The 21,269-nt window shown below is 44.1% G+C and carries 18 protein-coding genes and 1 tRNA gene; 7 read left to right on the top strand and 12 right to left on the bottom strand.

The window, feature by feature from the left end; translation table 11 throughout:
• Positions 1–50: 50 nt before the first annotated feature.
• Positions 51–1,718: a tetratricopeptide repeat protein gene (locus C7Y69_RS13675; RefSeq protein ID WP_126873093.1), complete on the bottom strand. Its 1,668-nt coding sequence runs from the start codon at positions 1,716–1,718 to the stop codon at positions 51–53.
• A 194-nt stretch (positions 1,719–1,912) separates the two neighbouring features.
• Here C7Y69_RS13675 and C7Y69_RS13680 point away from each other — a divergent pair, with 194 nt between their 5' ends.
• Positions 1,913–2,140, top strand: coding sequence for a type II toxin-antitoxin system Phd/YefM family antitoxin (locus C7Y69_RS13680; protein WP_013782767.1), 228 nt, complete (start codon positions 1,913–1,915; stop codon positions 2,138–2,140).
• Positions 2,118–2,474, top strand: coding sequence for a type II toxin-antitoxin system RelE/ParE family toxin (locus tag C7Y69_RS13685; RefSeq protein ID WP_012519647.1), 357 nt, complete (start codon positions 2,118–2,120; stop codon positions 2,472–2,474). The genes C7Y69_RS13680 and C7Y69_RS13685 overlap by 23 nt, the downstream gene beginning before the upstream one ends.
• Before the next feature lie 260 nt (positions 2,475–2,734).
• On the opposite strand, the gene C7Y69_RS13690 is transcribed toward C7Y69_RS13685, so the two are convergent.
• The 7 genes from C7Y69_RS13690 to C7Y69_RS13720 all read right to left on the bottom strand — a co-directional run bounded on the left by C7Y69_RS13690 (position 2,735) and on the right by C7Y69_RS13720 (position 8,824).
• A tRNA-Leu gene (locus tag C7Y69_RS13690) sits at positions 2,735–2,821 on the bottom strand.
• Between the two features lie 122 nt (positions 2,822–2,943).
• The gene (locus tag C7Y69_RS13695) at positions 2,944–4,098 is read right to left on the bottom strand and encodes a HupE/UreJ family protein (protein WP_126873094.1); all 1,155 of its coding nucleotides are present in this window, start codon (positions 4,096–4,098) and stop codon (positions 2,944–2,946) included.
• Positions 4,099–4,107: 9 nt separating this feature from the next.
• Entirely contained in the window at positions 4,108–5,262 is a 1,155-nt protein-coding gene (locus C7Y69_RS13700; RefSeq protein WP_126873095.1) for a hypothetical protein, read from the bottom strand.
• Positions 5,263–5,341: 79 nt separating this feature from the next.
• Positions 5,342–5,842 carry an Ig-like domain-containing protein gene (locus C7Y69_RS13705; protein ID WP_126873096.1) on the bottom strand — a complete coding sequence of 167 codons (501 nt, stop codon included), beginning with the start codon at positions 5,840–5,842 and terminating at the stop codon, positions 5,342–5,344.
• A gap of 12 nt (positions 5,843–5,854) precedes the next feature.
• Entirely contained in the window at positions 5,855–7,435 is a 1,581-nt protein-coding gene (locus tag C7Y69_RS13710; RefSeq protein ID WP_126873097.1) for a DUF4331 domain-containing protein, read from the bottom strand.
• 157 nt (positions 7,436–7,592) lie between these two features.
• Positions 7,593–8,294 carry an anti-sigma factor domain-containing protein gene (locus tag C7Y69_RS13715; RefSeq protein ID WP_126873098.1) on the bottom strand — a complete coding sequence of 234 codons (702 nt, stop codon included), beginning with the start codon at positions 8,292–8,294 and terminating at the stop codon, positions 7,593–7,595.
• Entirely contained in the window at positions 8,291–8,824 is a 534-nt protein-coding gene (locus tag C7Y69_RS13720; protein WP_013782774.1) for a sigma-70 family RNA polymerase sigma factor, read from the bottom strand. Before C7Y69_RS13720 ends, C7Y69_RS13715 begins: the two co-directional genes overlap by 4 nt.
• Before the next feature lie 464 nt (positions 8,825–9,288).
• Between C7Y69_RS13720 and C7Y69_RS13725 the strand changes: the two genes are divergently transcribed.
• A complete protein-coding gene (locus tag C7Y69_RS13725) occupies positions 9,289–9,732 on the top strand; it encodes an RDD family protein (protein WP_041452682.1) in 444 nt (147 codons plus the stop codon).
• 144 nt (positions 9,733–9,876) lie between these two features.
• Here the strand turns inward: C7Y69_RS13725 and lptG are convergent, their stop codons facing one another.
• Both lptG and lptF read right to left on the bottom strand, forming a co-directional pair.
• The gene (gene lptG / locus C7Y69_RS13730) at positions 9,877–10,938 is read right to left on the bottom strand and encodes an LPS export ABC transporter permease LptG (protein WP_126873099.1); all 1,062 of its coding nucleotides are present in this window, start codon (positions 10,936–10,938) and stop codon (positions 9,877–9,879) included.
• Positions 10,939–12,039 carry an LPS export ABC transporter permease LptF gene (gene lptF, locus C7Y69_RS13735; protein ID WP_013782777.1) on the bottom strand — a complete coding sequence of 367 codons (1,101 nt, stop codon included), beginning with the start codon at positions 12,037–12,039 and terminating at the stop codon, positions 10,939–10,941.
• Between the two features lie 261 nt (positions 12,040–12,300).
• Here lptF and pepA point away from each other — a divergent pair, with 261 nt between their 5' ends.
• From pepA to C7Y69_RS13750, 3 genes are read left to right on the top strand one after another with little or no spacing between them, the layout of a single operon-like run.
• Positions 12,301–13,806: a leucyl aminopeptidase gene (pepA, locus tag C7Y69_RS13740; protein WP_013782779.1), complete on the top strand. Its 1,506-nt coding sequence runs from the start codon at positions 12,301–12,303 to the stop codon at positions 13,804–13,806.
• A 6-nt stretch (positions 13,807–13,812) separates the two neighbouring features.
• Complete coding sequence (locus C7Y69_RS13745; RefSeq protein WP_013782780.1) at positions 13,813–14,238, top strand: DNA polymerase III subunit chi; 426 nt, start codon at positions 13,813–13,815, stop codon at positions 14,236–14,238.
• A gap of 39 nt (positions 14,239–14,277) precedes the next feature.
• Entirely contained in the window at positions 14,278–17,052 is a 2,775-nt protein-coding gene (locus C7Y69_RS13750; RefSeq protein WP_126873100.1) for a valine--tRNA ligase, read from the top strand.
• Between the two features lie 102 nt (positions 17,053–17,154).
• Here C7Y69_RS13750 and C7Y69_RS13755 read toward each other — a convergent pair whose 3' ends face one another.
• The gene (locus tag C7Y69_RS13755) at positions 17,155–19,818 is read right to left on the bottom strand and encodes an ATP-binding protein (protein WP_126873101.1); all 2,664 of its coding nucleotides are present in this window, start codon (positions 19,816–19,818) and stop codon (positions 17,155–17,157) included.
• Between the two features lie 34 nt (positions 19,819–19,852).
• The gene (locus tag C7Y69_RS13760; protein ID WP_232363216.1) at positions 19,853–21,094 is read right to left on the bottom strand and encodes a PotD/PotF family extracellular solute-binding protein; all 1,242 of its coding nucleotides are present in this window, start codon (positions 21,092–21,094) and stop codon (positions 19,853–19,855) included.
• On the opposite strand from C7Y69_RS13760, the gene C7Y69_RS21920 reads away from it, so the two are divergent.
• Complete coding sequence (locus C7Y69_RS21920; RefSeq protein WP_260563519.1) at positions 21,000–21,254, top strand: hypothetical protein; 255 nt, start codon at positions 21,000–21,002, stop codon at positions 21,252–21,254. The two genes, C7Y69_RS13760 and C7Y69_RS21920, sit on opposite strands and share 95 nt — an antisense overlap.
• Positions 21,255–21,269: the final 15 nt, after the last annotated feature.

The following is a 21,269-nucleotide window of genomic DNA, read 5'->3' on the forward strand; positions in this document are numbered from 1 at the left end:
TGACGCCGCACGCATTCGATTAGAGTAAATGACGTTTTTTATTACCGGATTCATATGTGCCAAGAAATCAGTTCGGTAAACAGAGGCGTAGCTATGATTTCTTTGGAAAATCCATTTGTATTTTCATCGGTGCTTTCACGTTTTTCTATTAGTCCGACTTGCCATGCAAAGTCGAACCAGAAATGAAAAATATACTGGGAGGGAAATTCTATCTTTGCAAGCTCTGACAACGAATCTGCTTGATCTGGGAAAGCCTGCTCATAAAGTACCTGGTATTTTCGGTAATGTCGCCATTCAGTGCCAAGATGACGAAGCATATACAATGAGTAACCTATACTGAACTGATAGAATGCACAATCGCTCTCATTACCACTAATGTACGCCCAGTTGTACTCAGTAGCATACGTTTTAAACAGTATTTGATAAAGTTCAGTCGCAGCTGTGTTATCACCTTGCTGTATGCGCTCATAAAGTTGCCATGTTGATTTCAATGGCTTCCAGCGCCCACCGTGTTTACGAATTAATTTGGCAATCAACAAGATGCTGCGAACTACATGTAGGTTAACGAAATCGTCTTCTTTATTTATTTTGGAAACTATAAAGCTGGGAGCAAACTCTTTCATATAACTATCGAATAGCGACCGACATAAATTGCGGGGCAAATTTCCATTGGCGGTGCACTTAACTCCATCAGCCCCTAAAGCTCCTATTAAATTTACAGCTAACCAATAAACAGGGGCTGATGTAAATTTGGTAACATTCGAAAATTGCCAGCTAAGTAAATCACTGGATTCGAAAGGCTCAGTAAGTAGCTTGTGAGTTTGGCTTGGTGTGAGGTTAAGCATATCAGTATTCGGTGAACTGTTATGCTCATTCATATAGTTCTCAACAAATGCTTGGGCATCCTCAATTGAGTCAAACTGCTCGTTGGCCATGGCTTGTGATATTGCCTGATTGAGTTCAGTGGCAGGATTTGAGGTTTTCTCTTTTTCTGCATAGAAATCGGTAATACCAAATCTTGGAAGCTCTTCTATCTCTCCGTCTTCAAGCGCTTTTAACATTGCCAGGTTATTTTCAGCTAACAAGTAATCTGGATCAATTGCCAATGCTCGATGAAACGCACGTTTTGCAGACAAGTGATCGCCTAAATACATCTGACAAATTCCCAAATTGCCGCAACTTTGTACATGCTCAGGCTGGCTTTTTAACAGTAGAGTAAAGCAGTTTGCCGCTTCACTGAACTTATGACTTTCTAACAATACAACACCTTCTTCAAAAATTTCGGCGTCTATAAGGTACTGTTCCAAAGTGAGGTGTTCGGGAAGTTGCTCTCTTATCGCCTGGAGATGGAGTCTGGCAGGTTCATATTGATGAAGTTCTTCCGGTGACGCACTGTCAAGCGCATTTTGAAAAGCCGCTAAAGATTCAGCAACTGAGCCAGATTTTTCGGCACAGAGTCCAAAATTAAAATATACAAAAGCAGGTGCGTAGCCACTGTTTATTGCTTGCTTAAAAAACAAATAACCATCGGTATGATCGTCATCGATAAATACAGCTGCTAGCCCTTGAAGCGCGAAGCAAACAGGATGTCGGAGGAATTTCCTGACCGCCTTTTTTACAATGAGTCGGGCAAGTTTGTAATCTTCGTCATCAATGGCATCAAAAAATGCGTCAAGCCGCATTTCTAGTTTCGGGAAATCTTTATCAAACTTTGTCAAGTAAGTAGTCTTGAATCGCTGAATTAATGTAAAAGCATAACATGCAGAGTTTTCAATTTTGAAGCCGAATTGATTAAATAAATGCTCCGGTATAGGTATATCATGAAAATATTGCGGTCCACTCGGAAATCTATCCGTTTCATTTTTCGTCTATCGGACTATAATAAGTCTATATTTAGACCAAAGAGATTGTCATGAAAACTCAAACTGTATCTTACATGAAGGAACATGCGAATCATCTGGAATTGGATAACCCCATTTTGGTCACGCAAAATGGCAAGCCAAAGTATGTTATTCAGGATGCGAATGACTACGAAGAACAGCAACAAACTATAGCATTATTAAAACTCATAAATTTGTCAGAACGCAGAGCGCGACAGAACGGGCTATTTGATCTGGATGAAGCATTTGACGACGATTGAATACAGCATAAAAGTGACACCGGTTTTTAAACTTTGTTTGAAAAAACTGGATGCATTTTTAATCAGAAAATTTAATCACAATGTTGCAAACGAGGCCAAGCGAGCTATTAAATCGAAAGTTAAGTCTCAACTCTCTGGAAATCCGTATTCTGCGCCTCATAGTGACAGGCTCCTGGAGTTAGGGTTAACCGAATACAGGCAGCTTCTTGTCGATAGTCATAATGTGGTGCTTTACCGAGTTGAAGAGTCTACAAAGACAGTCATTCTTCTTCTAGTTTTTGATTCTAGACAAGACCTGAAAAAGCTTTTGTTTGAAGTTAATTTACTCGTCTGATTTACCCCAAAATAATAGAACAGGATAAATACTGATCCCCCGTTAATGGGGTAGAGCCCAGAACGACGCTGATTTCAGACACAAAAAAACCGACTCAAAAGTCGGTTTCAGTATCTTTTTCTAAAAGAAGAATATGGTACCAGTGGGCGGACTTCGGTTGGTCGCCACGCGATGAGCCGACACTCGGACGTCACGCTTGCGTGGAGGCTTTATCAATCACCAGGCACAAAAAAACCAACTAAAAAGTTGGTTTAAAAGTTTGGTACCAGTGGGCGGACTTGAACCGCCACGCCATTGCTGGCAACGGATTTTGAATCCGTCATGTCTACCAATTCCATCACACTGGCTTGGATAGGTGTGCTATCGCTAAGTGGTGCATTATAGCGATGCAGCGCTCGCATACAACACTTTTTTTAGCTTAAATGTCTAAGTGCTGAAAGATTATCCAATTAGTGCTTCGGGATGGCTCCTACCAGCGCTGAATCGTCCAGTTAATAGCGATAATCGCAATGATTGATGATAGGAGTGGCATCAAGGTTTTTGCATAAAATGCAAAATGACGCAGCCACAGCAACAAGGGTAGTAATACTGCCACAATAGCCAACTGACCCACTTCCACACCAATATTAAATGCAACCACACTTAACACAAGGTTATTTGACTGCGCATTTAAATCGGCAAACACGCTGGCGAACCCCATTCCGTGTAATAAGCCGAAGGCAAAGGTAATAATGCCTAATCGCACAATGAGCGGATAGATATTATTAAGAGCAGTCAGCAGCACTGAAATAGCGATTCCAAGCTCGACTAAACGGCTATCCAACGCAATAAAATTCAGGGCGGTAGCGGTCAGGGTAATAGAGTGCGCTAGGGTGAATGCACTGACTAATATTACAGTGTGCTTTAGTATTCGAGAAGTTGAAGGCTCTTTTTGCCACTGTTTGTGCTCTCTTACCAGGTTAACGGTAAGCAAGGTAGCCACTAAAAACAGGATATGATCGATACCAATGAAGATATGCCATACACCTTCGTACACTAGCGAAATGAACAATGCGGTTAGTGACGTAGTGCTAGCATCGAATGTAACGCTGCGGCTATCTGTATCAAGTACGCTGGTAACAGATGTGTTATCTGAACTGCTTTTTGAACTGCTTTGTAAACGACTTCCTGATTGATCAGCAAGGTTTACGTTTACAAGAAGCTTATGGGTAGGGCTATGTTCAAAAATGCCGTCGTAGTGAATGCCCAATGTACCATCTGATTCACACATAACTTGAATTGGTGAGACCAAGTAAGAATCGCCGGAAACACTTCTAATATTTGGCATGCTAAGGTTAATTTCACAGGGCGAGTCATCTACTCTAATACTTAGCACTTTCGTTATATAGCGCTCTAACAAGGGCTGATTTTGATGAATCTCACCCCACGTCAGTGCGCCATTGCCGTTAGTGTCTAGTCCGGCTACTTGCCCAATATCATCAGGCTTTAATAACAATTCGCCGCTATAGGTATTTTCTTCACCCGCGTTAAGGGTTAAATACCCGCTACTCAGTTCGTGGGCGTTTACTACGCTTGCGTTCATAACTAAAAGTGACAAAAAAAGAGTAACTACAAGTGCTTTCATATATTTTCTTTAATTCAATGTCGATGATGTGGCAACAGCGCTTTCGGCCCGTGCCAGTAACCTAGCGTCACTTCGTGTTTGTGCAGCTTGCCAGTTTATCCTAGCGAATTTCAGGGCTATAGCGGGTTTATAGTCAATATCTAAAAAGTAACTAGCTACTTGCGCTGCATGAGACACATCTTCCCGCCAAGTACGTAAGGCCATTCTATCAGCTAATTGCTTTTGAATTTCAGTATCATGAAGACGTATTTGCCGTTCTGCTTTTGCCAAGCGAAGCAATAAGCCATCGTCTATGTTCTTTTCTGTACTGTTGGAGTTGCGATTAGCTGCAGCTTGAATTGCTGTAAGCCTTTTAATCACATCTTGAGATTTTGAAAGTTTGAGCTTAGCGTCAGACCATAGCAATAGTGCGCTTACGGGCAGTTTTTGTGTGTCTATTTTGTTCAGGTGTGAAAGCGCAGTCTCGGGTTTATCTAGGGTGTAGGCCATTGCCGCCAAGGTTTCGTAATACCACAGGCGTTCGCTCGCGCCCCCTTGCTTGATGCTAGTGTTATTAGCATTCATTTTTTCTACACGAGATTTTTCAGCAAATGCCTCAAGGTTTAGTAGTTTCTCGTAGCTAGCACTATTAGTATTAAGTGTGAATTCGGCGTTTAAAATACATGTGAAAGCCAATAGATAACTGGTTTTGCCAACTAATTGTTGGCAGTATTTTTTGGCCGCTGCGGGGTTGCCTTGCTGAATGTTAATGTCTGCTAGTAGCAGTAAAGCAGGTGCATAAAGGGGCGTTTTTATTTCGTTTAAAATAGCTTCAGCTTCGCGAAATTGATGGGTGCCTTGCAGCACCTTGGCCTCTAACACCATAAGTTGCGTTTGCGCACTAGCTGAAAGGGAGCTTTTTTGCTGTTTTTGATAATGGATGAAGCGAATCACCTGTTGTCTTTCATTACCTGTGGCATCGGGATAACGGCTTTGACTAAGCACTGTTTGTGCTTGTGCTACGGTCATTTTTACTTGAGGTTGTGCACTCCATGTGGCGATAACTTTATTGCTAGGAATGTCATCTGATGTAACGCTAAGAGACGCTGTATCATCAAATGCCAGCGCCGATGAGTATAATGTAGACAAAGCGCTAAGTGCGATAAGCCGAGTCATTAACTTCATAGTATGAACTCCTAGGGTAGATAAACGTAAAGTAAACAAACTTAAGAAAAAGCAGCGCCATCCCTGGCGCTAGTGCTATTTATTGCTGAGGTAGCAAATCGTCAAAACTGCTTTGCTCAGCATCCTGAGTGAACGCTCTTCCGTTAATAGGAAGGGGCTCATCAGTCGCTTCTTGATTAAATGCATCTCGTGTATAGCTTGAAAAAGAGACCTGTTGCGCATCTATAGTAATAGTCACTTCACCCGTGTCAGCATCGGCTACGCCGTCAGATACGCTGAAAACAAAAGAATCAGTACCGGTAAACTGCGCATTCGGCGTATAAGTAAAATCACCGTCTGCTGTTACCGTTGTGGTTCCGTTTTCGCTGTCTGTGGCTAGCGTATAAGTTAAAGCATCGCCATTAGCATCACTTGCACTGAGCATTTCGGTGAACGCAATATCAGCCTGGGTAGTAAACATCGCATCTTCAGCTACCGGTGCCACGTTTACTTCTGGCTTATCATCGTCACTGTCAAAGCATCCAGTAAGCGCACTTACTGCGCCTACCAAAACTAAGCCTCTTAAAAGAGCGTTGTTCATAATCATCACTCCTTATTCAGAACCCGCAATAGGTGTTTTAAGGTAAGGGAATGACGCATCGGTCATGCTGGCATCAACTGGCGCGCCATCAGTGAATGGAACATTACCTACGCTTGCATCTTCTTCAGTACACAAGCCTAAATCAGTATCTTCACCATTCACTGGAATGGGATAACATAAGCGACCCATCACAACGCGTAGGGCAATATCTACCACATCATCGCCAGGTCTTCTTCCGTTCGGGAAGCCAGCTAAATCGTCGCCTGCTACACCGAACGCAGATTGGTCGGCTGCAGGTGTTGCTGGAATGCCTGTATTTAAGCGAAGCATTTCCGACGCCGTTACCATTGCCTGTTGGTTAACGCCAGGGAAGCCTGTTAAGAACGCAGCAACTAAATCATTTCTTGGGAAATTAGTTGGCGCTAACGTTTCTATTGATGTGCCTAACGTAGTGTTAACCGCATCTTTGAATAAGATGTTCAGTAACTCTGGTAGGGCAGGGTGGGTGACATAATCAGCGAACTGACCATCATCACTCGGGTGTGCGCTAGAGAACGTATCTTTATCGCCAATACCGATAACCAGTTCGTTAACTAATGGGCTACCTAAACGAGATACTTGCGTCATTGCACCGCCATTAACTTCTGGCGAATCAAAGGTAGCATCAGGGTTTAGGATACGTGCTTGTGGAAGGCTGGCTGTTGTCCAACTACCCACTACGCCATTACCGTCGCCAGTAACACATGCTGAAGGTACTTCTACAGAAATCGAAGTCACATTTTTATCGGCTAAGTCATCGTTGTCATCGCTCTGGGTAATGCCGCCTGGGAAGCCATCGCCGTCTCCAGCGCCGGGTGAGCTGTCGCCTTCAACGGGCACATAATTCACCAAGTCGAAGGTTTTACCTAGGTTTACTACAAACGGGTCTTTACGTTGGCCTACAAATACCTTTGCCATGTCGTCACAGCCTGGTATTGAAAACGAATAAATAAAACTTTCAGCATAACGTGCGTATTCTGCTTCGCTGGTAAAGGTTTTATTACCAATGTAATCAAGTGGTTTGGTAAACATATCACCTGCACTTGGCGTCAGCGTAGTACGCTCGCCGCTTTGCATGTCGCCAGAAACCATTGTTAAGCTATACATTTCTGAGAAGTTGGCTGCGCTTTGATCGTCAGCACTAACAGGGCCAATGTTCTTTAATGGCACTTTCACCATTTTTTCTTCGCCGGCTGCGCCGATGGGTAATGCGATGCCTTCGTTTTCGGCTGCAAGCATAGATTGAAACTCAAAAACAAAACTAAGGTCTTCTACTGCATCGCCATTGCTGTCGATATGAATAGAGTATTGCGCGTTTGGATCCATGGCGAAATAATTAGGGCCGCCATAGGCATCTTGCAGTGGAATGTAATTTGCGATGAAAGTAACGTAGCCCTCACGCCCTTCTTCGTAGCTATTAAATGCGTAAAAGTCGGTACTGTCTAAAGCTGGATGACGTGTAATGTTAGGCGCTTCTCGGTGACTTGAAGCCACTGCGCCTGCGGCAATAAGTGCGCAAGAAACTGCAACTACTGAACGTTTAATCGAAATCATATTATGTCTCTTAGTGAGTGAGTTCATAAAGCCAAACGATTCGGATGCACAGTTGGATGCAACTATTTTACTTTTATTTAAATTACCTTTTTCATACACAAAAAAGCCGGCTTGAATGCCGGCTTTCAAAAGTACTTTTTTAGAAATGTCTTCTCTATTACACAGAAACCAGCGGCGCAATGTATAACACTTCAGTAGGTGCACCGGTTTTTGAGCCGCCTGGCGCTTCTAAGCTTACGGCTAGTGCCGCGATGCTACCGTTAAGTAATATGGCATTAGTAGCAAAGTGCTCAAAGCCCGATTCAGGCAACAAACCCAATGAAATAGGCGCTTCTCCATTTTCAGGTACCATCCATAGCTCGTAGTCTTTATCGGTCGTAGCAGCAAATGCACTGGTCACTTTTACATCCATAGTGGATTCAGAAATCTCTATTACCCATAACGGTGCATTGTCGGCGTTATTAAACACCGCAACATGTGAAATTTCTTCGTCGGCTACTGGCATCATCACGACGAGAAGTACCGCAAATATCATTGCAGCAGCGGTAGACAGAAAGGAGAGATAACGCCATCTAGCCTGCTTTGCTTGTTCAAACTCAAGTACGTTCGACACTGGTTTTGTTGAATTGCCATGATCAAGACGATGCTGAATTTGTTCCCACACAGCATGGGGAGGCTTTACAGGGGTTATGCGGTCTGAGAAGCCTACCAAGTATTCTTCCCATTTGGCGGTGGTTTCACCTACGATTTGGTACTGCATCAATAGTTTTTGATACCGTAGACGCGCTTTGCCACGTAAGGTGCCCACCACATATTCGGCCGCGAGTGCGTTTAACCGTTCTTCTTTCAAATAATTCATAATGACAAACACCTTTGTAAGCTTTGAAGGCCACGTCTAATCCAGCTTTTGATAGTGCCCAGAGGCGACGACAAATGGTTCACAACTTCTTGATGGGAAAGTCCGTTTACATACGCTAACTGTATTGCTTGGCGTTGGGAGTGGTCCAATTCATCCAAGCATTCCGCTAATTTATCTTGCTCGGTATTCATCCGAACGGGGGTAGAAGACTCATCTAATTGAGGCGCTTCGTTATCTAGTGATACTTCATTTCTCACATTGTGATAGCGCATTAAATCTAATGCACGGTAGCGAGCAATACTGACCATCCACGTCAGCACAGTACCTTTACCTCGTTGGTAACTGCCAGCGTTATGCCATATTTTGATAAACGCATCTTGGGTCGCTTCGTCGGCCAGTTCCGGCCGCTTCAAAAGCTTTAACACCACAGCATATAGCTGAGGGCTAGTTAATTTATATAGCTCAGCAAAAGCGGCTTTATTGCCATTCGCTGTTTCACACAGTAGGGGAAACAAGGTTTCATGTTCCATAAAGTATCCTTCTTTACCGAGCAATAAATGGCATTTAGAAATTAAATGGCCTTAAGCTTCGGAACGCTGATCAGGGCATAGACACAAGAATTTTTCGATCGATTGTTTGTGTTTACATGTTATTAAACGTTTGCCGTCTTCAATTAGATGCAAAAAGTATAAATATTCTCTGTGCTCTTCACCCTACACGCTATTTCTAAGCGGTAATGGCTTAGCGATTCACAATACTAAGTATTAAAACTAGCCCTGTTTCACTATCGGTTATTTATGCCTTGTCAGGGTTGTGGCACACTAGCGCGGTATTGAACTGTATCGGAAGTATTTTGAACAAAAGTCACAACAAAGCGTCACGTGCTGCACGCAACGCAAAAAAAGCGAATAAGCGTGAAAAACTCACCGAAAATGAAGCTGTCGAGTTAACCTCTTCCTCAGAACGCGCAGGCTTTATTCGGCGTTTAGCTGCCATGATTTACGATACATTGGTTGCCGTTGCAGTGGGGATGTGTGCTGCTATGGTGGTAATAGTGACGCTTATTGTGTTGCTTTCAAATGGTATATTGGATTTGCAAGGCTACGAGCAGCCCGCTGAATTAATTCAAGCATCTACTGGGTATAAGTTACTTATTCAAGTATGGGTTGGTTTGTGGGTGGTTGGTTTCTTTTTATGGTTTTGGAAGCGAGGTGGGCAAACCTTGGGAATGCGTGCATGGCGACTTCGTATTTTCAGCACCGTAGATGCACCTATGACATGGCCGCGTTTGCTCATTCGTTTGGTGGCCTCACTAGGTGGCTTAGGTACGCTATTGGTGCTGTTTGACTTTAAGCACAAGCAGTCGTTGCAAGATAGATTGGCGCAAACCCAAGTGCTCAAACTGACTAAAGAAAGTAACGATCACAAAAGCTGGTAAGCAAAGCCCAATTTGCATAAATAAGAAAGGGAAGCTGAGCTTCCCTTTTTTTGTATCTAGAGTTGGAACGGCAGAGCCTAGTGTGTCTGATGATTCAACCAAACGCTTAATTCAAGCGACTCAACTTAGACAACTCAAAATACGCTACTTTCTCAGCATGATGGCGGCGATGGCCGCAAACAATAAGCTGGGAAGCAAAGCGCCTAAAAACGGTGGAATTTGATATACCAAACTAAGTGGGCCAAACACTTCATTTAAAATAAAGAAGCCAAAGCCGGTCAGTACGCCCATGATCACCCGGGCACCCATAGTAACGCTGCGCAGAGGGCCAAAGATGAACGACAAGGCCATTAATAGCATTACCCCTACCGAAACAGGTTGTAAAATTTTGCGCCACAATGCCAATTCATAGCGTGATGGATCTTGGCCGTTATTAGCCAAATAGCCGACGTAATCTAGCAAACCAGAAATAGACAGGGCTTCAGGTTTTACGGCAACAATACCTAACTTATCTGGCGTTAACGTCGAATTCCATTGCATGCTTTCTTTGTTATCTAACGTAACCGCAGTTTCACTAAAACGTGTAACATCCACTTCGCTTAAGCGCCACTCACTGCCATCGAAATTACCCGATTTAGCATAGGTAATACTTTCAAGTGAAAGGTCGTCGTTAAAATCAAAAATATTAATGTCTTTTAGGGAATCACGACTTAACACTTCGCCAATACTCACGAAGTGCTCGCCATCTTTGGCCCAAACCAATTGCTCTGAAGAGAATAAACTTCCGCCTGAAATGGCCTCTGTGCGAATTTCTTTGGCTTTAGATTCACTGAAGGGGGTTACCCATTCACCCACCGCCATGACCAATAGAATCATGATAGTGGCAGACTTCATGGTAGAGACAATGATGTTCCATCTACTCATGCCCGCAGCTTGCATAACAACAAGCTCACTGTTGCTGGCAAGTACACCCATACCGATTAACCCGCCGAGCAGGGTTGCCATGGGGAAAAACTGTTCTAAATCTCTTGGTAAGCTAAGCACAACATAAAGGAACGCCACCATCATGTCGTAGTCGCCTTCACCCACTTTACGCAGTTGCTCTACAAATTTAATCAGTGCGCTTAAGCCAATAAGGACCGATAGAGTAACAGTTACCGTACCTAACAGTGTGCGAGCAATATATAAATCGAGGATTTTAAACATCTACTTTTTCCCCAATATCCAGGCCCTAAATTGGGTGCCTGTTTTTCTGTCTCGCACAATCAAGGCAACACCAATTATCAGCATAATGGTATGCACCCACCACAGCCCAAGTTGAGGGGGGATTTTGCCGTCTTCTAGTACCCGTCTGCTGGCTAATAACAATAAGAAGTAGCCAAGATAGAGCAGTATAGCCGGGAACATTTTTCCAAATCGGCCTTGGCGGGGATCTACCGCGCTCAATGGCACCGCAATAAGTATCAAGAAGGGCAACGAAAGAGGAATAGCGATACGCCATTGCAACTCTGCACGGGCTTCTATTGATTCGTCACCCCATAATTCGGTAGTAGGTAAAACGCTAACCTTGCGTCTTGCTTCCTCTGCAGGCTTATCGGCTATTTGAATTTGGTATTCATCGAATTCTACCTTGCGGTAGCTTTTTTGCGACTGCTGACCTTCGTACTGCACCCCTTGTTTTAACACCAAGTTTCGGGTGCCATCAGGGTTACTGGCTACTTGCCCTGTTTGCGCGTAAACCACTTGAACCTGATTTTCACCATTTTCAGTTTTATTTTGCGATAAAAACACGCGGCGCAATTGGTCGTCCGTATCAATGTCGTGAACAAAAATAACTGCTTTGGCATTACCGGTTTGTTGGAATCGACCAGGAATAATGGCAGAAAGGCCTGCTTCGTTGCGGGCTTTTTCCCTAAGTTGGTATTCATTTTCAGCCGCCATAGGAGCAAAATAGAGGGTAATCGCCCCCGTAACTATCATAATGAGTACAGATAAGAACAACATCACGCGGGTGATGTACCACTCACTGATACCGCATGCACGCATGACAGTCATTTCACTGTCTACATACAGTCGCCCATGGGCCAGCATAATGCCTAAATAAGCACTTATAGGCAGCACGAGTGATGCGAGAATAGGGGCGTATAGCCCAAGAAAGCCAAGTACTAGTCCTGCTGGTATATCGCCGTCTGAGGCATCACCGAGTACACGTACAAATCTAAGGGTGACAAATATCGCCATTAGAATGAAAAATATGGCTAACTGAGACTTAAGGGTTTCCTTAAGCAAATAGCGGAATATCAACATCTCAGTCCTACCGGAAACTTTGGAATTTTAGTGAAAGAAACCACAATTTTGAGTAAACTTACCGTTTTTACAAGTTTTGCCTGCAATCATAAAATTAATTGCATGGTGTGGCGAAGCAAAATTGACATAATTTACGTCAACATTGCGTCATTCGCAGCTAGCATGCAAGTATGGCTGCGTATTAAAACATAAAGCAGCGCGAAACGTTATGTGAATTTAGTCAGCATGCAAATCTTAAACGACGAAAAACGAGGTGATATCGTGGAGTTTAGTGTAAAAAGTGGCAGTCCGGAAAAACAACGCAGTGCCTGTATTGTTGTCGGGGTCTTCGAGCCGCGCCGCCTTACCGCGGTGGCTGAACAACTAGACGAAATCAGTGAAGGCTATATTAGCAACTTATTACGCCGCGGCGACCTAGAAGGTAAAGCCGGGCAAATGCTATTGCTGCACCATGTACCGAATGTACTGAGTGAGCGCGTATTACTAGTTGGTTGCGGAAAAGAGCGCGAACTTGATGAACGCCAATACAAGCAAATTATTGCCAAAACCATTACTACCCTAAACGAAACGGGCTCAATGGAAGCGGTGTGTTTCTTAACGGAATTACACGTTAAAGGTCGCGACACTTATTGGAAAGTGCGTCAAGCCGTAGAAGCTACCGAAGATTCTTTGTATACCTTCTTGCAACTTAAAACCAAGAAAGGTGAACCACGTCGTCCGTTGCGTAAAATCGTATTTAACGTACCTACACGTCGCGAACTCACCGTGGGAGAGCGTGCAGTAGAGCATGGGCTAGCCATTTCTCGCGGCGCCAAAGTTACCAAAGATGTGGCTAACATGCCGCCAAACATTTGTAACCCTGCTTACCTGTGGGAGCAAGCCCAGTCTTTAGCCAGCCAATACGACAGCGTGAGCGCTGAAGTTGTGGATGAAACCCAAATGGCTGAATTGGGCATGCAAGCTTATTTAGCTGTGGGCCGTGGTTCTGCAAACGAAAGTATGATGAGTATTATGCACCACCGTGGTGGTCCAGCCGATCAAGCACCTATTGTGCTGGTGGGTAAAGGGCTTACCTTCGACTCAGGTGGTATTTCAATTAAGCCTGGCGAAGCCATGGATGAGATGAAATACGACATGGGCGGTGCAGCTGGTGTGCTAGGTACTATGCACACTATTGCAGCGCTAAACCTGCCTATAAACATTATTGGTGTGCTAGCCGGCTGTGAAAACATGCCAGATGGTACGGCTTATCGCCCAGGTGATATCTTAACCACCATGTCGGGGCAAACGGTTGAAGTATTAAATACGGATGCAGAAGGACGCTTGGTACTGTGTGATGCGTTAACCTACGTTGAGCGCTACGAGCCTGAGCTGGTGATTGACGTGGCTACCTTAACCGGTGCCGTCATTATCGCGCTTGGCCACCATGCAACCGGTGTAATGAGCACACATAACCCGCTTGCCCATGAACTGCTAAATGCATCTGAACAAAGTTCAGATCGCGCATGGCGTTTGCCAGTGTGGGATGATTACCAAGAACAGCTTGAAAGCCCGTTTGCTGATATGACTAACTTAGGTGGTCGTCCGGCAGGCAGTATAACGGCAGCGTGTTTCTTGTCTCGTTTCACCAAGAAATATAATTGGGCGCACTTAGATATTGCCGGTACTGCATGGCGCAGTGGCAAGAACAAAGGTGCAACAGGGCGACCTGTTCCTATGTTATCGCAGTTCTTAATGAACCGCGCTGGCACCAAGTTAGAGGACTAACGCACGATGCCTCAAGTCGTGTTTTATCAACTGAGCGCAGGCGACACCAGTGTGGCGTCTCGCGCGAGCGAACTTATTGCAGATGCTTTTGCCAACAAGCAAAAGATAAGCGTGTTATGCGATACGCAAAAGCAAGCCGAAGAAGTTGATGAATTTTTATGGCAATTGCCAGCCAATCGCTTTGTTCCCCACAACCTATATGGTGAAGGGCCACAAAGCGGCACACCGGTGGAAATTTGTTGGCAACCCGAGCAGGTTGCCCGCCGTCAAATGGTGGTTAATGTTGGTTCGGGCATGGTGCCTTCGCCAAATCAACATCGCCAAATTATCGATTTTGTTCCCGTAGATGACGAAGCCAAACAGGCTGCGCGGGTGCGATATAAGAACTACCAGCAAGCCGGATGTAATATGCAGTTTAAGAAAACTGCATAGTGAGCACATCAGAATCGGGCTTCACAACGAGAGTAAGTAATGGATAAAACCTTCGAACCACAGTCCATTGAGCAGCAATGCTATGAAAAATGGGAAAATTCGGGCCTTTTTAAAGCATCGGGCAGCGGCGATCCGTATTGTATTTTGCTTCCACCGCCAAATGTTACCGGAAGCCTTCACATGGGGCACGGTTTTCAACAAACTATAATGGATGCCTTAACCCGCTATCGCCGCATGAAAGGTGACAACACCTTATGGCAAGTGGGCACCGACCACGCGGGTATTGCTACCCAAATGGTGGTAGAACGCCAATTAAATGCAGAAGGCAAGACTCGTCATGACTTAGGTCGTGAAGACTTCATTAAAAAAGTCTGGGAATGGAAAGAGCACAGTGGCGGCACTATTACAGGGCAAATGCGTCGGTTAGGCACATCACCTGATTGGTCTCGTGAAGTGTTCACCATGGACGACAAGTTGTCTGATGCGGTAACTGAAACCTTTGTGAAGCTTCATGAAGAAGGCTTAATCTATCGCGGTAAGCGTTTGGTTAACTGGGATCCTGTACTGCACACCGCAGTGTCGGATTTAGAAGTACTAAACGAAGAAGAAGATGGCCACATGTGGCACATGCGCTACCCACTTGCTGATGGCAGTGGTGAGCTAGTGGTTGCTACTACTCGTCCAGAAACCATGCTAGGTGATACCGCTGTTGCGGTACATCCTGATGACGAACGTTATCAAGCTTATATTGGTAAAGATATTAAGCTGCCTATTACTGGCCGTTTAATTCCGGTTATTGCCGATGATTATGTTGATCAAGAATTCGGTACCGGCTGCGTTAAAATCACGCCGGCTCACGATTTTAACGATTACGATATGGGTAAGCGCCACAGCCTACCGATGATCAATATCTTAACTGACGATGCGAAAATTAATGATGAGTCGCCAGAGGCTTATCGCGGCTTAGACCGTTTCGACGCACGTAAGCAAATTGTGGCCGACTTAGACGCCCAAGGCGCACTCGTTAAAATTGAACCGCATAAGCTTAAAGTACCTCGCGGCGACAGAACTGGCGCGGTCATTGAACCTTACCTTACCGACCAATGGTATGTTGCGGTTGAGTCACTTGCTAAGCCTGCTATTGAAGCGGTTGAAAGCGGTGAGATTCGTTTTGTACCGGAAAACTGGAACAAAACCTATTACCAGTGGATGCACAACATTCAAGATTGGTGTATTTCACGTCAGTTGTGGTGGGGACACCGCATTCCTGCATGGTATGACGACAACGGCAACATTTACGTGGGTCGTACTGAAGCAGAAGTTCGCGCTAAAAACAGTTTGAGCGACGATATTGCCCTTCGCCAAGATGACGACGTACTTGATACCTGGTTCTCATCTGCACTATGGCCGTTCGCGACCATGGGCTGGCCTGAAAAAACGCCTGAACTAGAAACTTTCTTGCCTTCATCGGTATTGGTAACTGGCTTCGATATCATTTTCTTCTGGGTAGCCAGAATGATCATGATGACGAAGAAATTCACAGGCCAAATTCCGTTTAAAGATATTTATATTACCGGTCTTATCCGCGATGAGAACGGCGATAAAATGTCAAAATCGAAAGGGAACGTACTTGACCCTATCGACCTTATTGACGGTATCGACCTAGAAACGCTAGTGAAAAAGCGTACTTCAGGCATGATGCAGCCAAAGCTAGCTGAAAAGATTGAGAAGCGAACGCGTAAGCAGTTCCCAGATGGTATTCACGCCTATGGTACCGACGCACTTCGTTTTACTTTTGCTGCCATGGCCTCAACCAGCCGTGATATCAACTTTGATATGGCGCGGGTAGAAGGCTACCGTAATTTCTGTAACAAGATTTGGAATGCATCACGCTTCGTGCTGATGAATACTGAAGAACACGATACAGGCCGTGATGGCGGCGAAATGGTATTAAGTATTGCCGATCGCTGGATTTGGGCCAAGTTCCAACAAACCCTTGTTGAGTTTGAAAAAGCATTAGAAGACTACCGTTTCGACATTGCTGCGCATATTGTGTATGAGTTTACTTGGAACCAATTCTGCGATTGGTACTTAGAACTTACAAAGCCAGTACTTAGCAACGAAGCCAGTAGTGAAGCTGAAAAACGTGGTACACGCCATACGTTAATTAACGTACTGGAAAACTTGCTACGTTTGTTGCACCCGTTAATGCCATTTATTACCGATACGATATGGCAGCGTGTTGTGCCATTAAGTGCGCTACAGGTTGAAGAGAATGCCAGCATTATGGTGCAAGCATTCCCAGTACAAGATGCCGCTAAACAAGATGAGCAAGTACTTGCCGATATTGAGTGGGTGAAGAAGTTCATCGTAGGTATTCGTAATATTCGCGGCGAAATGGATATTTCTCCAAACAAACCGCTTAATGCTTTACTCAAAAACGTAAGTGCTGAAGATAGCCGCCGTTTAGAGGCCGCTAAAGCCTTCTTAGATAAGTTATCTAAGCTTGAAACAGTAACCATCCTTAAAGACGGTGAAGAAGCACCAGCGAGCGCTACGGCACTGGTAGGTGAAATGGAAATTCTTATTCCAATGGCGGGTCTTATCGATAAAGATGCTGAGCTTGCTCGTATCACGAAAGCCATGGATAAAGTGGACAAAGACGTTTCACGTACACGCGGAAAGCTGGGTAACGAGAAGTTTGTAAGTAACGCCCCAGACGCCGTGATTGAGAAAGAGCGCGGTAAGCTGGAAGAAGGTGAGAAACAACTCGAAAAGCTAAAAGCGCAATACGAGACTATTGCTGCTTTATAACTCAGAGCTAACACGCTAACTGATAAAGGGTTGTCGAGAGATAACCCTTTTTGTTTGGCCGTTATTCACTAAACGGTGCAAAGAGTAAGAACCTCTGCGTGTTTAATGTTTCATGTGCCGCTTCAACATATCAACCAAAGCTTTGCGTTTAATTGGCTTAGTAAGATAGTCGTTCATGCCTACATCGATAGCGCTCTGTTTGTCTTCTTTCATAGCATTAGCCGAGAGCCCGATAATGGGAAGGGTAGTAAAGCCCGCTTTTCTTAAGGCTTTTGTTGCCTCATAACCATCCATTACGGGCATTTGTACATCCATTAATACTAAATCATAATGAGGGGCGTTTTCTATTTTGCGCACTGCCTGATTACCATCTTCCGCGATATCAAACGTAATCCCTAAGGTTTTGAGCATTTCACCGGTAACAATCTGATTTATGTTGTTATCTTCAACCAATAATACATGCCCTTCTAAGCTAATATCTTCAATGATATCCGCCTTTTTAGTCATGGTTTTTCGTGTTTCATTACTGACTACCATAGACATGAAATGTTCAAATTGTGCAGGCGTAAAGGGGTGCATAATAAGAGGGCCTTTCCACAGGCTGTTGTACTTATCTTGCAGCGCACTCCCTACGGTATCCATGATCAAACCAACATGGGTTCCTTGCTCTGCCAGTTCGTGTAACCAGCGGATATTGTCTTTAAATACACCAAAGCTGGGAATATCAACAATAAGGTGTTTAGGCAGAGAATTGAGGGATTGGGCGGCGTTAATGTCCATAATACTGGCTTGGCTAATCTGTATTACCGACTGATAGGCATCGGGCAGAAGAGGCGAAGAGGTTAAGTACACACTGGACGTGGGCAACTGAGGCGTAAGGTCAAAAATACCAGGCTGATTCTTAAATACACGAAGGGGCAAGGATATTGTAAAGGTACTGCCTTTTCCTTCTACTGAAGTAGCTGATAGTGAGCCACCCATCAAGTCGGTGAGTTGTTTTACAATGGTTAAACCCAAGCCGGTTCCACCATATTTGCGGTTGGTCGCGTCATCCGCTTGAGTAAAGGGGTTAAAAATACGAGCAAGTTGCCGCTCACTCATTCCAATACCCGAATCTTCAATATTCATTGTTAGGGAGAGCAAATTACCTTTATCGTTAATTTTGCCATCAAACCGAATGCAAATTTGCCCTTGCTCGGTAAACTTCACCGCATTGCTTCCAATATTCATGATGATTTGCGCAATACGTAGCGGATCGCCAATAACTTGAGGCGGTATGGATGGTGACACGATAAAGCGAACAACTAAGTTTTTCTCTTTGGCTTTAAGCGCAATAACAGCAATGAGATTGTCGAATAAAGAATGAAGGGAAAAACTGACTTCTTCAATTTTAAGTTTGCCGGCTTCAATTTTAGAGAAATCAAGAATATCATTTATGACACTCATTAAAATCTGACTTGAATAGGCCGCTTTATCAAGATAACCACTTACGATATCAGGCACTGGGTGTTGCTGTGCGAGTTCAATTAAACCAATAATACCATTCATGGGCGTGCGAATTTCATGGCTCATATTGGCTAAGAAAATACTCTTTGAGGCGGTTGCCCGCTCTGCTTTTATCTTACTTTCAGTCAGTTCTGAGTTTAAAGATTCCAACCTGCCATTTAGTTCACGGGCTTCCGATAGCAAGCTTTCCGTTTGCTTGTTTTTGTCACTAAATACATGAGCGGCGCGAGCAAGATTACCAATTTCATCGTTGCGGCTGTTGCCTGGAATACTCGAAATGTTTTGGCCTTCAGATAATCGATTGAATACGTGGGTTATGGTGCGAATAGGGCCTAAAATACGATAGGCGGTAAATATGGCGGCGATGACCGCAAGTAGAATGGCGACCAGTGAAAATATCTCACCATTACGTTGTGTTTCTTGCGCTACCAAATAGGTGTTGTGAGTAATAGATTCGGTTTTCGACGTTACTTGATTAGCAAGTTCGCCGCTTAAATATAAAAACTCATTCGCTGAACCGGCCATAACCACATTAACCAAAAACAAATTCCCTTGGGTAATTTGTGTTAGCTTAAATAAGTCAGCTTCGGCCTTTTCAAGTAACTCATTCACTTGGCTATGAAGTGTATGATTGTTCATGGTAACCGCTTTAATGGCAGTAATTGCTTCATTGAATTGCGTGATTAACGCCATATCAGGCTTCATCAAATAGCGAAGGATTGCATTTTCCGCTTTAGCAATGTGGAAGTTAAGTTTATCAATGGTACTTTGAGGAAGCGCGAAGTCTTCATTGGCAGTGTCAAATAGCCGCTTAATCGCCAGTAAATCTGACAATGATCCATCAATGATTAAGTCGTCTTTTCTAGAGCGTGCATCAATAACTTGGCGAAAATTTTCTTGGTAGGCACTAAGGTGCTTATGCATACGAGACAGCACATAGGTATCGTCAATCTCACCACTTTGGGTAACAGGATCGGCAAGCTCATCTAGCCTTTTATTGATAGAGAGCATCAACCTTTCAAAACGTGTTACCGCAGATTGGCTCGCATTTTCTTTGTAGATGAGCACATTCCGCTGTAGGTCGATAACATCTCTTTCGAGTTCTTTTACTATTCCCACATCAACCACAGCACGACTCGATGCCGCCATGCCGCTGCTTAATACAGATTGGTTTTCTCTAGCAATATACCCTTGTACTAAGAGCAGGGCGACTAAAGCAATTAATACGAGAATAAGTTGCGTTCGAATCGATGACAGCATAGCTATTATTGTGCCTTTGACTTAACCAATTGGGTTAAGACGTAATAAATTCATACCATTTTTGGAGGCTATATTCGTAGGTTGGCATGACAGTATTCCATACTGCGATGTTACTAAACCTATCTTCATAGCTTCCACCTGAGCGCTGTTCACCTTTTTGAACACTAACCTTACCTGCCGGGCCTTTTAGATTTTCGCTTGCAGGTAACCCTTTGTACCAATAATCCCATTCGGCTTGCGATAAATATTTTGCAGAACGCTCTGGATTAGATATGTAATAACCCTGACGAGCAATAAATGCCCCGGGCCAGCCTGACAGCCACCAATTCATATATTCATAAGCCACATCTTTACTTCTTCCTTGTGAAGCTGACGATAAACACATTACACCATGCCAACCTCGGTAACCTTCCTTCGGCGCAGCAAATTTAACGGGAATGTTTTGGCTGTTTAACGCCGATACCGCAGGAGAGAACATGCTCTCTATAGAGACGCGTTGGCTTTTCATAAATTGCACAGATTCAGGCACTGATGTCCAAAAGCCACTGAAGTGATTTAACTGGGATAACTCAATAAGAATACTGAATAAGTTATCCAGCTCTTGTGTGGTCATTGCCCCTATATCTTCAAATGTAATGTAGCCCTTTGCTTGTGCCGCTAGGGCTAAATCGAAAAGTCCAATGGTGGGATCATTTACAATCCCCACTTTGCCAGACAACCGACTATCGAGTAGCCATCCCCAGCTTTCTTCTTGGTTTTTGAGTTGTTCAGGAAATTGAGACGTATTGTAGCCAAATGAGTCTACGTTGTGCACATAGGGAAGAAAGCTAATGGTGTCTGTATGTTCTATCCCTAAACTGCCATCAGCTTGGACATTAATAATCTTATGGGGGGCATCACCAGCGCCTAAGCGAGCGGCTTCAGTTACTTTCCCTGTTTTGGTTAAATCGTTTATTTCATCCCAATAGGTAAGCTTTTTCTTTTCGATAGGCTGAATAGCTTTCGAGCGCCACAAAACATTAATACTGTTTGACCACTGTTCATACAAATCAAAAGCACCAGGATTCATTGACGCTCTTTGCAGTACGGTTGCACTTCCACCAGGCTGAAATTGGATATTAATGCCTAAATCAGCCATTGCGTGTTGACGAATTTCTTCTTGTAGCGTGACATGGGTACCCATGACCCTTAACGTTGGTGTTGGCTTACCTATTGCAAAAGGCGCTACTCCGGCAGTGACGCCAGCGGTTACTCCCAGCGCAGCGGCTCCTTTAATAAAACTACGCCGAGGGCGAGAAGATAAACGTTGGCTGGGTGGCATTAGAACGATTCCAGTTGTTCTTTATAGTATTTTTATTCTGGCATCGATTTTAGATATTTACCAAGTTATTTGCCAATACGAGCGAAGCTTTAGACAAAAGAACGATAAAAATTAACGGATTCTGAGCGTT

It is taken from the genome of Alteromonas sp. KS69 (assembly GCF_003989595.1).
In the GTDB taxonomy this organism is placed as follows: domain Bacteria; phylum Pseudomonadota; class Gammaproteobacteria; order Enterobacterales; family Alteromonadaceae; genus Alteromonas; species Alteromonas naphthalenivorans.